General features: G+C 41.9%; 14 protein-coding genes. 10 read left to right on the plus strand and 4 right to left on the minus strand.

From position 1 onward, the window contains the following. Window positions 1-32: 32 nt before the first annotated feature. Complete coding sequence (locus ACFOU2_RS25135) at window positions 33-1,295, plus strand: cation:dicarboxylate symporter family transporter (RefSeq protein ID WP_377919064.1); 1,263 nt, start codon at window positions 33-35, stop codon at window positions 1,293-1,295. A gap of 254 nt (window positions 1,296-1,549) precedes the next feature. On the opposite strand, the gene ACFOU2_RS25140 is transcribed toward ACFOU2_RS25135, so the two are convergent. Beyond that, the gene (locus ACFOU2_RS25140) at window positions 1,550-2,503 is read right to left on the minus strand and encodes an ABC transporter substrate-binding protein (RefSeq protein ID WP_377919183.1); all 954 of its coding nucleotides are present in this window, start codon (window positions 2,501-2,503) and stop codon (window positions 1,550-1,552) included. A 217-nt stretch (window positions 2,504-2,720) separates the two neighbouring features. On the opposite strand from ACFOU2_RS25140, the gene ACFOU2_RS25145 reads away from it, so the two are divergent. Genes ACFOU2_RS25145 through ACFOU2_RS25165 form a run of 5 tightly spaced genes read left to right on the plus strand, consistent with a single transcriptional unit; the run spans window position 2,721 to window position 6,659 of the window. Further along, window positions 2,721-3,725 (plus strand): FecCD family ABC transporter permease, encoded by a 1,005-nt coding sequence (locus ACFOU2_RS25145; RefSeq protein ID WP_377919065.1) that lies wholly within the window; start codon window positions 2,721-2,723, stop codon window positions 3,723-3,725. Continuing rightward, window positions 3,722-4,777, plus strand: a complete 1,056-nt coding sequence (locus ACFOU2_RS25150) for a FecCD family ABC transporter permease (protein ID WP_377919066.1) — start codon at window positions 3,722-3,724, stop codon at window positions 4,775-4,777. Before ACFOU2_RS25145 ends, ACFOU2_RS25150 begins: the two co-directional genes overlap by 4 nt. Window positions 4,778-4,795: 18 nt before the next feature. Next, window positions 4,796-5,620: an ABC transporter ATP-binding protein gene (locus tag ACFOU2_RS25155; protein ID WP_377919067.1), complete on the plus strand. Its 825-nt coding sequence runs from the start codon at window positions 4,796-4,798 to the stop codon at window positions 5,618-5,620. Continuing rightward, window positions 5,607-6,389, plus strand: coding sequence for a (2Fe-2S)-binding protein (locus tag ACFOU2_RS25160; protein WP_377919068.1), 783 nt, complete (start codon window positions 5,607-5,609; stop codon window positions 6,387-6,389). The genes ACFOU2_RS25155 and ACFOU2_RS25160 overlap by 14 nt, the downstream gene beginning before the upstream one ends. A gap of 21 nt (window positions 6,390-6,410) precedes the next feature. Then, entirely contained in the window at window positions 6,411-6,659 is a 249-nt protein-coding gene (locus ACFOU2_RS25165; RefSeq protein ID WP_377919069.1) for a YusU family protein, read from the plus strand. 43 nt (window positions 6,660-6,702) lie between these two features. Here the strand turns inward: ACFOU2_RS25165 and ACFOU2_RS25170 are convergent, their stop codons facing one another. Further along, window positions 6,703-7,029, minus strand: a complete 327-nt coding sequence (locus ACFOU2_RS25170; protein WP_377919070.1) for a spore coat protein — start codon at window positions 7,027-7,029, stop codon at window positions 6,703-6,705. A gap of 12 nt (window positions 7,030-7,041) precedes the next feature. Further along, entirely contained in the window at window positions 7,042-7,311 is a 270-nt protein-coding gene (locus ACFOU2_RS25175; protein WP_377919072.1) for a hypothetical protein, read from the minus strand. A 214-nt stretch (window positions 7,312-7,525) separates the two neighbouring features. Here ACFOU2_RS25175 and ACFOU2_RS25180 point away from each other — a divergent pair, with 214 nt between their 5' ends. Continuing rightward, on the plus strand, window positions 7,526-8,443 hold the full coding sequence (locus ACFOU2_RS25180) for a proline dehydrogenase family protein (protein ID WP_377919073.1): 918 nt from the start codon (window positions 7,526-7,528) through the stop codon (window positions 8,441-8,443). A 144-nt stretch (window positions 8,444-8,587) separates the two neighbouring features. Here ACFOU2_RS25180 and ACFOU2_RS25185 read toward each other — a convergent pair whose 3' ends face one another. Next, on the minus strand, window positions 8,588-8,737 hold the full coding sequence (locus tag ACFOU2_RS25185; RefSeq protein WP_377919075.1) for a YuzL family protein: 150 nt from the start codon (window positions 8,735-8,737) through the stop codon (window positions 8,588-8,590). Window positions 8,738-9,006: 269 nt separating this feature from the next. Between ACFOU2_RS25185 and ACFOU2_RS25190 the strand changes: the two genes are divergently transcribed. From ACFOU2_RS25190 to ACFOU2_RS25200, 3 genes are read left to right on the plus strand one after another with little or no spacing between them, the layout of a single operon-like run. Next, entirely contained in the window at window positions 9,007-11,391 is a 2,385-nt protein-coding gene (locus ACFOU2_RS25190; protein ID WP_377919076.1) for a 3-hydroxyacyl-CoA dehydrogenase/enoyl-CoA hydratase family protein, read from the plus strand. 12 nt (window positions 11,392-11,403) lie between these two features. After that, window positions 11,404-12,579, plus strand: a complete 1,176-nt coding sequence (locus ACFOU2_RS25195) for an acetyl-CoA C-acetyltransferase (RefSeq protein WP_377919077.1) — start codon at window positions 11,404-11,406, stop codon at window positions 12,577-12,579. A 22-nt stretch (window positions 12,580-12,601) separates the two neighbouring features. After that, window positions 12,602-14,386: an acyl-CoA dehydrogenase family protein gene (locus tag ACFOU2_RS25200; RefSeq protein WP_377919078.1), complete on the plus strand. Its 1,785-nt coding sequence runs from the start codon at window positions 12,602-12,604 to the stop codon at window positions 14,384-14,386. Window positions 14,387-14,424: the final 38 nt, after the last annotated feature.

Raw genomic sequence — 14,424 nt, forward strand, 5'->3', positions numbered from 1 at the left:
GCAATATAAAGCTAAGGAAGGGGATGCATACTATGAAAAGAATTGGACTAGCTTGGCAAATCCTAATTGGTTTAATTTTAGGTATTGCTGTAGGCGCTATTTTCTATGGGGATCCAAGAGTAGCAGAGTTTTTACAACCTATTGGCGATATCTTTATTCGTTTAATTAAGATGATTGTCATACCGATTGTTGTTTCCAGCTTGATTGTCGGTGTTGCCGGCGTAGGGGACATGAAAAAGCTCGGTAAACTTGGCGGTAAAACAATTTTATATTTTGAAATCATTACTACTGTCGCCATTCTTGTTGGTTTATTGGCGGCTAATATCTTCCATCCAGGAAGCGGCGTGGATATGTCCTCCTTGCAAAAAACAGATATCGGCAGCTATGTAGAAACAACGGAAGAAACCAAAAGCCATGGCTTTGCTGAAACATTCGTCAACATCGTTCCTCCAAACATTGTAGCCGCAATGGTGGATGGAAACATGTTAGCTATTATTTTCTTCTCTGTATTATTCGGGCTGGGAGTAGCAGCGATTGGCGAAAAAGGAAGACCTGTCTTAAAGTTTTTTGAAGGTACAGCAGAAGCGATGTTCTATGTAACAAACCAGGTGATGAAGTTTGCTCCATTTGGGGTATTCGCCCTTATCGGGGTTACCGTATCAAAGTTTGGTGTGCAATCACTTATTCCATTAAGTAAGTTAATGATTCTTGTTTATGCGACTATGATTTTCTTTGTACTAGTTGTTTTAGGACTTGTAGCAAGATGGGCAGGTATTAATATTCTCCATTTCATCAAATTATTGAAAGACGAATTGATTCTTGCTTATTCAACAGCCAGCTCCGAAACAGTATTACCTAGAATTATGAGTAAAATGGAGAAGCTTGGTTGTCCGAAAGGAATTGCTTCTTTCGTTATTCCAACAGGTTACTCCTTTAACCTGGATGGTTCTACACTGTATCAAGCATTGGCGGCCATCTTTATTGCTCAAATGTATGGCATTGATTTGTCTATCGCTGACCAAATCTCTTTAGTGCTTGTATTAATGGTAACATCTAAAGGGATTGCAGGAGTTCCTGGCGTATCATTCGTTGTATTGTTAGCGACCCTTGGTACAGTCGGAATTCCGGTAGAAGGATTGGCATTTATCGCTGGTATTGACCGTCTGTTAGATATGGCGAGAACGGCTGTAAACGTTGTAGGTAACTCGTTAGCCGCTGTTGTTATTTCAAAATGGGAAGGCCAGTTTAACGAAGCAGATAAAGAAGCTTACTTGAACGAAGTAAGAGCATCTTAAAATAATGGCACTGCTTTTATATAGGATACAAGTGACAACAGGCTTGCGAGTTATTCGCAAGCCTGTTTTTTATGGTATAAGGATAGAAAGAACTGCGTTGATGTTTCATTTTTAGTTATCAAGTTTAAAAAACGGTTGATTTTGCTTTTAATGTACAATGGGCCGCCATGTTATTAAATCCTTGATTTAGCGGATTTAACATGACGGCCCATTGCGCGGGGGGAGTCAAAAGGGACGATGACTCACCCTCCTCTTTATTTTTCCTCTAAGAAATATTTTTCAATATCATCTAAGAATAAGTTAGCTGCTTTTACACCGCCGGCCGTATTCCAGATTGCATCGTTTACTTTATGGGTATTGTTGTTTTTCACTACATTTAAGTTCTTGAATAATGGGTCATTGATCCATTCTTCTTCTAATTTTGGTGCTTCACCTTTGTTTTCCGCCGGATCGTATGTGAAGTAGAAGAGGATATCGCCATCCATAGCAGGAATACGCTCTTTTGTTACATTCTTTTCGGCAAAGTCAGGTTGATCTTGTCCTTCAGGACGGGCAAAACCTAACTGGTCTAAGATCACACCAGAGAAAGTATCTTTATGATAAATACGAACATCTCCAGGCATGAAACGAACAATGGATACTTTTTGATTTAATTTATCGCCAAGTTTACCTTTTAATTCTTCAACGCGCTGATCGAAGTCAGCGATTACTTTGTTGCCTTCTTCTTCTTTGTTTACTGCTTTTGCATAAAGTTTGAAGTTTTCTTTCCAGTCACCGCGCAATGTTTCAGCAAATACGGTTGGAGCAATCGCATTTAACTGTTCGTAAATTTTCTCATGACGCATCTTGTTGCCGATGATTAAATCCGGTTTTAGGGAAGCGATTGTTTCTACGCTTGGTTCACCTTCATTACCGACGCTTTTTACACCTTTCATTTCATCCTTAATATGATCGTACCAAGGATCACCTGTCCATGATTGAACTGCGCCTACCGGTTTTACACCCAATGCTAAAAGTGCTTCTGTTCCTTCGTTTGTTAAAATAACGACACGTTTAGGTGTATCTTTGATTTCGGTTGTTCCCATTGCGTGTTCTACTGTATAAGGCTTGCTTTCAGCCGTTTTTGCTCCATTTGAAGTATTGTTTTCTCCAGAAGCTTGCTTTTCTGCATTGCCGCAGCCTGCAAGTGCAAAAATTGCTACAAGCATAAGAGCTGCCAGCAACGAAGAGAAGCGGTTTTGTTTAAAGTATGTAAGCATATAATTCCCTCCGCTTTGAAAATGATTTTCATTTACAACTAGATAGTATTCGATAAATCAGAACATGTCAACACGAAAATGAAAATGATTCTCAAAGTCATTGACAGTATTTTACCCATCTCCTAAACTTAAAGTAGAAATAGAAATATTAGAGGAGAAGAAATAGATGCTGCTAAGACAAACAGGAGGAAAAGCCTTCGGATTGATAGTTAGTATATGTATATTACTTATTTGCATCGGACTTAGTATTGTTCTTGGATATACTGATACAAGTGTAAAAACGGCTATTCAAGCGTTCCAACATTTTGACGGTTCAAATGAGCACATTATTATTCAGGATGTCCGTCTTCCCAGAGCATTGATTGGTGCTGCTGTCGGAAGCAGTTTGGCAATAGCGGGAGCGCTCATGCAAGCATTAATGAAAAATCCGCTTGCTTCACCTGATATCATTGGAATTAATGCGGGTGCGAGCTTTTTTATCGTGGTTGCGTTGATGGTTTTTTCCGTTAATTCCTTGCAGGCATTCACATGGCTTGCTTTCGCTGGTGCTGCGTTTGCTGCCTTTATTGTATATTTTTTCAGCGGGATTGGGAGCGGAGGCTTGACGCCAATGAAATTAACGCTCGCAGGTGCGGCGGTTGCAGCGTTGTTTTCCTCTTTGACTCAGGGACTATTAGTAATGGATGAATCGGCTCTTGATCAAGCCTTATTTTGGCTTGCGGGATCGGTTCAAGGGAGAAAGTCAGAAATTCTTCTTTCGGTTCTTCCTTATCTTGCAGTTGCAACGATTATGGCCTTTTTAATGTCTCAAAAAATTAATATTCTGACGATGGGCGAAGATGTAGCCAAAGGGTTAGGTCAAAGAACGGGAACAGTTAAGCTGATGATTGCGGTTGCCTTCGTGCTGCTTGCCGGCGGTTCTGTAGCGGTTGCCGGTCCGATTGGATTTGTGGGAATTATTGTTCCCCATATCGTCCGCTTATTGATTGGGAATGATTATCGCTGGATTTTGCCTTATTGCGGTGTAATAGGAGGCATTTTGCTCTTGTTGGCAGATATCGGGGCTCGCTATGTGATCATGCCGGAGGAGGTACCGGTTGGGGTGATGACGGCTTTTATCGGTACGCCGTTTTTCATTTACATTGCACGTAAAGGAGGCCGCACATCATGAAGAAATATTTCCCGCTTCGTCTTGGAAAAGGGAACGTTTCACTATTACTTGATCGAAAGGCCGTTTGGATTAATATAAGTTTTATTTTTTTATTGCTAGCGGCGTTTTTAGTAAGTGCCGGAATGGGAGAACAGTTTATTCGACCATGGCATGTTATGAATATATTGTTAGGACAGGGAGATGCATTTGAACAATTGATAGTCAACTCATTTCGCATGCCTAGAATATTGATCGCTGTCCTAGTGGGTATGAGCCTTGCGGCAGCGGGGGCTATTTTACAGGCGGTTGTTCGAAACCCATTGGCATCTCCTGATATTATCGGGATTACAGGCGGAGCGTCGGTAGCTGTTGTGCTGTTTTTGGCGATTTTTAGTGATGAGAATAATGCTTTGACAGTAAGTATTCATTGGATGCCGCTAAGCGCCTTTATCGGTGCAGCCGTTGTAACGTTCTTGCTGTATATACTTGCGTGGAAGAACGGCTTATCTCCTATTCGTCTTGTGTTAATTGGAATCGGTATGTGGGCATTGACGAAAGCATTGACTACTATGTTTATGCTTTTAGGTCCCATTTATCAAGCAAGTCAGGCAAACGTTTGGATTACAGGATCCGTTTATGGGTCCAGTTGGAAGAATGTATGGGTGTTGGCGCCTATTACCGTAACTCTTCTTGTTATCACTATTGTCATGATAAGAAATATTAATATTCAAGAACTGGGAGAAGAAATCGCAATTGGAGTTGGAACAAATGTTCAAAAGCAGCGCTTGCTTTTATTGCTGATGAGTTCGGCATTAATCGGAAGTGCAGTTGCATTTGCAGGAGGCATTGGATTTGTCGGGTTGATGGCTCCACATATCGCCAGAAGGCTTGTCGGCTCCTCGTTCGGGGCATTGCTGCCTTTATCCTGCGTTATTGGGGCGATTTTAGTGGTAATGGCTGATTCTATCGGGCGAACATTTTTCCTGCCTGTTGAAGTTCCGGCAGGGGTATTTACAGCTGCCATTGGAGCCCCTTATTTCATTTATCTTTTATATAAGCAGCGAAACGCTTAAAAAAGGAGCGAAGAGTAAATGCAAGCATTAGAAACAAAGTCGCTGACATTGTCTTATGGAGATACCATTATTATAGATGAATTGAATTTAACGATTCCAAAAGGAGAAATCACCGTTTTTATCGGAAGTAACGGCTGTGGGAAATCCACGCTTCTTCGTTCATTAGCCCGCTTGTTGAAACCGCAGTCCGGCTCCATTTTAATTGAAGGAGAGATGGTATCAAAACTTCCTACCAAGGAGATTGCCAAGCGGTTAGCCATTTTGCCCCAAGGCCCCATTGCTCCTGAAGGGCTGACAGTCTTGCAGCTAGTGAAACAAGGGCGTTATCCGTATCAAAAATGGTATCGTCAATGGTCTGAAGAAGATGAGCAAATTGTAAATAGTGCACTCCAAGCCACAGGTATGGAGGAGTTGGCCGATCGCTTCGTAGATTCGTTGTCTGGCGGACAAAGACAGCGTGCCTGGATTGCCATGACTTTAGCGCAGGATACGGACATCATTTTGCTGGATGAGCCGACTACGTATTTAGACATGACACACCAAATAGAAATTTTAGATCTTTTATTTGAACTCAATGAGAAAGAAGAACGTACCATCATCATGGTGCTCCACGACTTGAACTTAGCGTGCCGTTATGCCCATCACCTTGTAGCGATTAAGGATAAAACGGTTTACGCTCAAGGAAAGCCGGAACAAGTGATTAGCTGTGAGCTCGTAAAGGACGTGTTCAATATGAATTGTGAAGTAACGGTTGACCCGCTTTTCGGAACACCATTATGTATCCCTCACGGCCGGGGAAGATACATTGCGGACAAGGTGGGAAAAAGCCATGAAGCAATTTAGCGATGAGGAGTTAAAGATCTTTAAAGGGAATTTTCGTCTGACGGAATGCTCGAATGCTTCTCCTTTATCCATTAAAGCCGTTGACTTAACGGATGAACAACAATTAAAAGCCTATTTAATAAAGGTCAGAGAAAAAGTAGAAGCTGCAAATCTTACGGTGGCAGCTTCGCTTTTTATTAAACGGTACAGCTTTGCTGTTTTAGTGGCTCTTTACTCTATGAGTGTTCTTGACAAACGTCTGAATTTTTCGGTGGAAAATGTTTCTGTTGAGACATTGGATGAAGAAGATAATCTCTGGCTTCCTTCTTTTAAACTCCATGATTTATCAATAGAAGAGACTTCAAGGGCTGACCGATTGATATGGCGGGATGATGTCTTGAAGCAAATTTTTTGTCATCATGTGGATGTGTTGTTTACTCATATAATGAAAGTGTGCAAATTACCTAAATTGATTATGTGGGAAAATCTTTATGTGTACATTTGCTGGATGTATGAACAGTTGCTAAACGATTCCCAGCTGCATTCCATTCATAAGCGAATAAGAAGTGACTTTCAATACATTCTAAAAGAAGGGAAAGGCCATTTATTTGGTATCTATCATCAAAATCCTTTCTTGAAATATGACCAGCCAGACCAATTCAGTGAGAAGGACGGCCAAGAAGTCCGAATTCGTAAAACTTGCTGCTTTGCTTATTTAACAGCCATGAAAGGAAAGCATTGCAAAACGTGTCCTGTTAGTTGCGGCCGTGAAGAAGCAGGGAAGTCATAATCAAAAAGGTGGGACTGCTGAATGGATAAGAGATTTTTAGAACAAATAGATGGATTGGTGGAAAAGTATACAGAACTATTACTGGGCGAAACATCTGAGGAACTCGCTGAAAAGGTAAAAGTATGGGCGTTATATACGCACATTGCCAAATCCATGCCGGCACTTGCCAAGCATTGGAATGAGACATACCCAGAAGCCAAGGCTGAAATGATTAAAGCAATTGGCGAGATTAAAACACTAAATGAGCAGCATAAAGCACAAAATAAATAAATAAAAGAAAACTCCTTGTTATTGCACAAGGAGTTTTCTTTTATTAATGGACGGGAAATTGAGATTTGTAGCCGGAGAATTGTTGGTATGATTGTTGTAATTTTTGTTGTTCCGCTGCCTCGATTCCATACCATCCCTTTTTAAACATTAAATTGTAAAGCTCACGCTGTGTGTTTTCAGTTTCATTAAAGATGCCAAGGATGTCCCGGTAAAGTGCATCATGGCTAAATTCATGGAGCGCTGTACAGTAAGATGTCGTCATATATTTTTCAGTTGCTAATATATCGTTAATAAAGTCGCGATCATTCATCTGGGGAGTTTTAGGAACTTGTGTTTCCGGATTTTGGATTTTATTCTGGTTTTGATTCATCATTTTCACTCCTTATTGAAGCATCTGGGATTGTTGATTGTTTTGTAAATGCTGAAGAATTTTATCGTAATGACGCTGATGCATTTGACAGCATTTTTCAAGTGCCTGCGAAATCTCTTGATCCTGACATTGGGCTGCAAAGAAATGAGCTTTTTTGACAGCCATTAAGTTCCATGAAAGCATGTCTGTTAAATATAATGAATCTTTCGTAGATATTACTTGCGGCGGCTGCGGCATCATAGCGGCCTGCTGGCCTTGTTGTTGTTGCGGTTGCATTTGCATACAAAATACCTCCTGCTTAAAATGTTCATCGCTATATAGTTTGTCGGGTCTGTTCTTTTACTATGCAGTACAGCATGTGGCAAAATGTTTAAAATCATATTCGAATAATTAGAGGAATGCTGAGATAATGCTAAACCATCTGCGCAACATACGATTAACATGGAAGTATATGGATTGCAGGCAAATGTTAGGGTGGGACAGGAGGGGAACCATTATGGAACAGGTAATGCGGAATTTTTTCTTGTTCCTATCAAAAAACAAAGCACTCACAAAGCTGGCCAAGAAGTATGGATTACGCTTCGGTGCATCTCGTTTTGTAGCAGGAGAAACAATTGATTTAGCGATTAAAGCAATCAAGGATTTGAATAAAAGAGGCTTAGCTGTGACCGTCGATTACCTGGGTGAGTTTATAGATAATGAAAGAGAAGCAAACGAAATGGCTGATCAATCCATTGAAGCAATGAAAGCGATCAGCCGTGAAAAGCTTGATGCTCAACTCTCCCTTAAGCTGACCTCGATGGGACTTGATGTTTCAGATGAAGTGGTACTGGGGAATATGCGCCGGCTTTTAGAGAGTGCAAAGGACAATGGGGTATTTGTAACGATTGATATGGAAGATTATTCACGCTGCCAAAAAACAATTGAAATCTTTAAACAGCTGAAAGAGAAACATGACAACGTAGGAACAGTTATTCAAGCCTATTTATATCGGGCGGAGAAGGATATTGCAGATTTAAATGAGTACCGTCCCCATTTGCGTCTTGTAAAAGGAGCGTACAAAGAATCGCCTCAAGTAGCCTTTCCAGAAAAGAAAGATGTAGACGAGAACTTTAAAAAGATTATTAAACAACATTTGCTGAATGGAAATTATACAGCGGTCGCTACACATGATGAGGTGATTATCGAGTACACGAAGCAGCTAGTAAAAGAACATGGGATCCCCAATGATCAGTTTGAGTTTCAGATGTTGTACGGAATCCGTCCGGAGAGACAGGATGAGCTTGTGAAGGAAGGTTACAGGATGAGAGTGTATGTACCATATGGAGTCGATTGGTACGGCTATTTCATGCGGCGATTAGCAGAGCGCCCGGCAAACGTTGCATTTGTGCTAAAAGGTATCCTCAAAAAATAAAAATCAAGTTTTTTGATTGATTGGAGACTTATGGGACAGCTTCTAAGTAAACTCAATGTTAAGCTACAATATTTTTAGAATGAATGAACCGCCACTGAGATGATCGGTTTGAGCATTTTTATCGTGACGGTTCAAATCCCTTTTTTATTCGTCCTGCATATTTTGCTTTTTGTATTGTTGATTTTGCGAAGTGCGTTTGCCTCCGCCATCCCTTTCAATGTTTGGGCCGGCATTTCCTTTCACACTAGCCGCACTGACTCCTGCTTTGGAAGGACTTTTCTTTAAACGTGCCATCACAATCACCTCCAGTTATTAGATTGCCCATCACAGCAGAAATCATTTATCTTAAGATGTCGGGATTGACGTCAGGTATAACAGGAGAGCCAGAGGGAGAAGCCTGGAGAAATTAGAATATATTTTTTATGCAAAACTGCCTGTTTTTTAGTTTTTATATTGCGAAAATTCACAAAATAATCTATATTAAATTTAGAGAGAAGGGAAATTATCATTTTTTTGATCATAAAATGAATGAGTATTCATTCAAGATCTAAAGGGGGATATGTATGAGCTTACAAATTCGAAAGGCAGCTGTACTTGGCTCCGGTGTGATGGGATCAGGTATTGCAGCGCACTTAGCAAATATCGGAATTCCAACATTATTGCTTGATATTGTGCCTGCCCAACTAACAAAAGAGGAAGAGGCAAAAGGATTGACATTAGAAGATATGTCAGTGCGCAACCGTCTTAGTACAGGTGCGCTACAAAAATTATTAAAACAGAAACCAGCTCCGCTAACCTCAAAAGAAAACCTTGCTTTGATTCAAGCAGGAAATTTAGAAGACGATTTAGAAAAGTTAGCGGATTGTGATTGGATTATTGAAGTAGTCGTTGAAAATCTAGAAGTTAAAAAGCAATTATTCAATAAAATTGATACAGTGAGAAAACAGGGAAGCATCGTAAGCTCCAACACCTCGGGTATTTCTGTTCACGCAATGGCAGAGGGCAGATCAGAAGACTTCAAACAGCATTTCTTAGGCACACACTTTTTTAACCCGCCTCGTTACTTAAAACTTCTTGAGATTATTCCAACAAAAGATACAAAAACAGAAGTCGTTGAATTTATGCAAACATTCGGTGAGGATGCGCTTGGCAAAGGGGTCGTTCTTGCGAAGGATACACCAAACTTTATTGCCAACCGTATCGGGACATATGGCTTGCTCGTAACAGTCCGGGAAATGCTAAAAGGCGGTTACGGTGTCGGTGAAGTTGATTCTGTTACAGGTCCTTTGATTGGACGCCCCAAAAGTGCTACTTTCCGTACCCTTGATGTTGTTGGTTTGGATACATTCATCCATGTGGCGAACAATGTGTACGAAAAAGTTGAGGGTGATGAAAAAGCCGTTTTTGAAGTACCCTCCTTTATGAAGCAAATGCTTCAAAAAGGTTGGCTTGGAAGTAAATCAGGCCAAGGTTTCTTCTTGAAGCAAGGGAAAGAAATTTTGGAATTAAATCCTCATACAATGGAATATGAGATACGCAAAAAGTTAAAAACGGGCTCCACTGAAATGAGCAAACAAGAAAAAGGCTTAGCGAATAAATTGAAAGCGCTTCTATACGCGGATGACCGCGCAGGTTCACTGCTTTGGAACATCATCAGCCCTGTGCTGATTTATTCGGCCCAGCTAAAAGATGAAATCGCGGATAACATTGCAGCCATTGACCGTGCGATGAAATGGGGCTTCGGATGGGAACTGGGGCCGTTTGAAACATGGGATGCCATAGGCGTACGGCGCTCTGTTCAGAAGATGGAGGAAAAGGGTGCGAAGGTTCCGGATTGGGTTAAATCGATGTTAGAAGAAGGATTTGAATCGTTCTACCAGAAGCAGGAGGGCGCTGTCTATTTTTATGATAACGGTGATTATTGCCTGCTTGCTGAAAACAAAAAAGTTATCCATTTAAAATCCCTCAAAGAACAAAACAAAGTGATCAAGAAGAACAGTGGTGCAAGTTTAATTGATTTGGGAGATGATGTAGCCTGTCTTGAGTTTACATCTCCAAACAATGCAATCGGGCTGGATATTATCCAGATGATTAACTTTGCCATAGAGGAAGTCGGGCGCAATTACAAGGGTCTTGTGATTGGGAATCAGGCGAAAAATTTCTGTGTCGGTGCAAACCTGGCAATGATTTTAATGGAAGCACAAGATGACAACTATTTTGAAATTGAGATGGTCGTTCGTCAGTTCCAACAAGCGATGATGAACATTAAATACAGCTCCAAGCCGGTTGTTGCCGCTCCGTTTGGCATGACACTTGGGGGCGGAACGGAAATCTGTCTGCCAGCAAGCAGAACTCAGGCTTCAAGTGAGACATATATGGGTCTTGTAGAAGTCGGCGTTGGCCTGATCCCTGGGGGCGGCGGTAATAAAGAGCTTTATATCAAACATTTAAATAATATGGCAAACAACGTAGATTTCGATCTCCAAAAAGTTGCCAACAAAGTGTTTGAAACGATTGCTATGGCGAAAGTATCGACATCCGCTGCAGAGGCACGCAGTTCGAACTTCCTTGATAAAAAAGATGGCATCAGCGTAAATGGGGATCATCTCTTACATGATGCAAAGCAAGCAGTCATCCATTTATTCGAAGAAGGATATCAACCGCCGGTGCGTAAAAAAGTTCCGGTAGTAGGTGAAACAGGATATGCAACCCTATTGCTCGGTGCCCAAGGATTAAAATACTCTGGTTACATTTCTGAACATGACTACAAAATTGCCCAAAAGCTAGCTTATGTAATTGCAGGAGGCAAGGTACCATATGGAACGGAAGTAGATGAGCAATATTTATTAGATTTAGAGAGAGAAGCGTTCTTAAGTCTTGTGGGAGAAGCGAAATCTCAGCAACGTATGCAGCACATGCTGTTAAAAGGAAAACCATTGCGTAACTAAGGGGGATGAATCATGAGGGAAGCGGTCATTGTAGCCGGTGCCAGAACACCGGTCGGAAAAGCGAAAAAAGGGACACTTGCTAATGTACGCCCAGACGATTTAGGCGCATTAGCAGTGAAAGAAACATTAAAAAGGGCAGGGAATTATGAAGGACCGATTGATGATTTAATTTTTGGCTGTGCGATGCCGGAAGCAGAGCAAGGGTTAAATATGGCACGAAACATCGGAGCTTTAGCGGGGCTTCCGTACACCGTGCCTGCCATTACGATCAACCGCTATTGTTCTTCAGGCTTACAAAGCATTGCTTTCGGGGCAGAGCGAATCATGCTTGGCCATTCCGAGGTCGTATTGGCCGGTGGAGCCGAATCAATGAGTTTAGTACCGATGACAGGCCATGTTGTTCGACCAAATGTCAAATTGGTCGAAAACGCACCTGAATACTATATGGGAATGGGTCATACTGCAGAGCGAGTTGCCCTGAAATATGGTATTACACGTGAAGAGCAAGATGCGTTTGCGGTACGCAGCCACCAACGGGCAGCGCGGGCACTTCAAGAAGGTAAATTCAATGACGAAATGGTCCCTGTGGAAGTGACGATTCGCAAAGTCGATCAAAACAACAAACTGCAAGAACAAACCATTCTTTTCTCACAAGATGAAGGAGTTCGTCCTGATACATCTTTACAGGGATTAAGCAGGCTGCGCCCGGCTTTCTCCGTAACAGGCTCGGTTACCGCAGGGAACTCATCTCAAATAAGTGATGGAGCAGCTGCAGTTTTGATCATGGATCGCGAGAAAGCGGAAGCAGAGGGATTGAAGCCGCTGGCTAAATTCCGTTCTTTTGCCGTCGGAGGAGTCCCGCCGGAGGTAATGGGAGTCGGTCCAGTAGTTGCCATTCCTAAAGCGCTGAAACTGGCTGGGCTGGAAGTATCAGATATCGGGCTATTTGAGTTAAATGAGGCGTTTGCTTCACAAGCAATCCAAGTCATACGCGAACTTGGGCTTGATCAGGAAAAAGTGAATGTAAACGGTGGTGCAATCGCCCTTGGTCATCCGTTGGGGTGTACAGGAGCAAAGCTAACCTTAAGCATAATCAATGAAATGAAGCGCAGAAATGAACAATTTGGTGTTGTGACCATGTGTATCGGTGGAGGTATGGGAGCTGCCGGCGTGTTTGAATTACTTTAATTAAACAAGGGGGAGAAAAAGGATGTCTAATCAAACAGGAAAAATGGTTAAAGGTGGAAGCTTTCTTATTGAAGATGTATTACCATCCCAGGTGTACACACCGGAGGATTACACAGATGAGCATAAAATGATTGCAAAAACGACGGAAGATTATGTGGAAAATGAAGTGTTGCCGGAAGTGGAACATTTGGAAAATCATGAGTTTGATCGTTCTGTTAAGTTATTAAAGCAAGCTGGGGACTTGGGCTTATTGGGTGCTGATGTACCGGAAGAATACGGAGGTTTAGGATTAGATAAAATCAGCTCAGCTCTTATTGCTGAAAAAATGTCCCGTGCCGGCGGATTCTCGATTTCCCACGGCGCCCATGTAGGAATCGGTTCCCTTCCGATTGTGCTGTTTGGTACGGAAGAGCAAAAACAAAAATACTTACCTGCCCTGGCAACAGGTGAAAAATTAGCGGCCTATGCCCTAACAGAGCCTGGATCAGGTTCAGATGCTCTAGGAGCGAAAACAACAGCGCGTTTAAACGCAGAAGGCACTCACTACATCCTAAACGGTGAAAAGCAATGGATTACAAATGCGGGCTTTGCGGATGTATTCGTTGTATACGCGAAAATTGACGGTGAGCAGTTCTCGGCATTTATCGTAGAACGCGAGTTCCCTGGCGTCTCGACAGGCGCGGAAGAAAAGAAAATGGGTATTAAGAGTTCCTCTACTAGAACGCTAATCTTAGAAGACGCTCTCGTTCCAAAGGAAAACTTACTGGGTGAAGCCGGTAAAGGACATGTGATTGCATTTAATATCTTAAATATCGGCCGCTACAAACTAGGAGTCGGCGGTGTCGGAGCGGGTAAACGCGCGCTTGAAGTCACAGTTCAATATGCAAATCAACGTCAACAATTTAAAACACCAATTTCTCAATTCTCTTTAACACAAGAAAAACTAGCAACGATGGGCGCAAAATTGTATGCGACAGAAAGCTCTGTTTACCGTACAGTAGGTCTATTTGAAGACCGGATGGGAGGCTTATCGGAGGCAGAAGTGAAAGATGGTAAAGCGGTTGCTGCTTCTATTGCAGAATATGCGATTGAATGTTCTTTAAATAAAGTATTTGCAACAGAAACGCTTGATTACATCGTGGATGAAGGGGTTCAAATCCATGGTGGATACGGTTTTATGGCCGAGTATGAAATTGAGCGCATGTACCGTGACTCCCGCATCAACCGCATTTTTGAAGGGACAAATGAAATTAACCGTTTATTAGTGCCAGGGACATATTTACGCAAAGCAATGAAGGGTGAGCTGCCTTTATTGCAAAAAGCACAGGTCTTACAAGAAGAATTGATGATGTTAATGCCTGAAGAAGTGGGCGACGGTGTTCTAGAGCAAGAAAAATATTTAGTGAAGAACGCGAAGAAAATTGCTTTAATGATCACGGGCCTCGCTGCTCAAAAATACGGCAAAGCGTTAGAGAAGGAACAAGAGATTCTTGTGAACATTGCCGATATTATCAGCAATGTGTATGCGATGGAATCAGCGTTGCTTCGCACAGGAAAGGCAATCGAGAAAACGGGTGTAGAGAAAAACCAGTTGAAAGTATTGTATACGCAAGTATTCTGCCAAGAGGCATTCAATGAAATCGAAGCGCATGCGAAAGAAACATTAGTGGCGGTTGAACAAGGAGATAGGCTCCGCATGATGTTTTCTGCTCTTCGCAAACTTACAAGGCATACACCAATCAATGTCATCGGCAAAAAACGTGAAATTGCCAAAGTGCTTATTGATGCTGAGCGCTATGTAGTGTAATGATTGTTTGTCAGCCTCCCGGGTTAATTTCGGGAGGG

The organism is Bacillus songklensis (assembly GCF_042649685.1).
In the GTDB taxonomy this organism is placed as follows: Bacteria; Bacillota; Bacilli; order Bacillales; family Bacillaceae_H; genus Bacillus_BA; species Bacillus_BA songklensis.

Coding starts and splice junctions, on each gene's coding strand:
- ACFOU2_RS25135 (WP_377919064.1), top strand. CDS start 33: ATGAAAAGAATTGGACTAGCTTGGCAAATCCTAATTGGTTTAATTTTA.
- ACFOU2_RS25140 (WP_377919183.1), bottom strand. CDS start 2,503: ATGCTTGTAGCAATTTTTGCACTTGCAGGCTGCGGCAATGCAGAAAAG.
- ACFOU2_RS25145 (WP_377919065.1), top strand. CDS start 2,721: ATGCTGCTAAGACAAACAGGAGGAAAAGCCTTCGGATTGATAGTTAGT.
- ACFOU2_RS25150 (WP_377919066.1), top strand. CDS start 3,722: ATGAAGAAATATTTCCCGCTTCGTCTTGGAAAAGGGAACGTTTCACTA.
- ACFOU2_RS25155 (WP_377919067.1), top strand. CDS start 4,796: ATGCAAGCATTAGAAACAAAGTCGCTGACATTGTCTTATGGAGATACC.
- ACFOU2_RS25160 (WP_377919068.1), top strand. CDS start 5,607: ATGAAGCAATTTAGCGATGAGGAGTTAAAGATCTTTAAAGGGAATTTT.
- ACFOU2_RS25165 (WP_377919069.1), top strand. CDS start 6,411: ATGGATAAGAGATTTTTAGAACAAATAGATGGATTGGTGGAAAAGTAT.
- ACFOU2_RS25170 (WP_377919070.1), bottom strand. CDS start 7,029: ATGAATCAAAACCAGAATAAAATCCAAAATCCGGAAACACAAGTTCCT.
- ACFOU2_RS25175 (WP_377919072.1), bottom strand. CDS start 7,311: ATGCAAATGCAACCGCAACAACAACAAGGCCAGCAGGCCGCTATGATG.
- ACFOU2_RS25180 (WP_377919073.1), top strand. CDS start 7,526: ATGGAACAGGTAATGCGGAATTTTTTCTTGTTCCTATCAAAAAACAAA.
- ACFOU2_RS25185 (WP_377919075.1), bottom strand. CDS start 8,737: ATGGCACGTTTAAAGAAAAGTCCTTCCAAAGCAGGAGTCAGTGCGGCT.
- ACFOU2_RS25190 (WP_377919076.1), top strand. CDS start 9,007: ATGAGCTTACAAATTCGAAAGGCAGCTGTACTTGGCTCCGGTGTGATG.
- ACFOU2_RS25195 (WP_377919077.1), top strand. CDS start 11,404: ATGAGGGAAGCGGTCATTGTAGCCGGTGCCAGAACACCGGTCGGAAAA.
- ACFOU2_RS25200 (WP_377919078.1), top strand. CDS start 12,602: ATGTCTAATCAAACAGGAAAAATGGTTAAAGGTGGAAGCTTTCTTATT.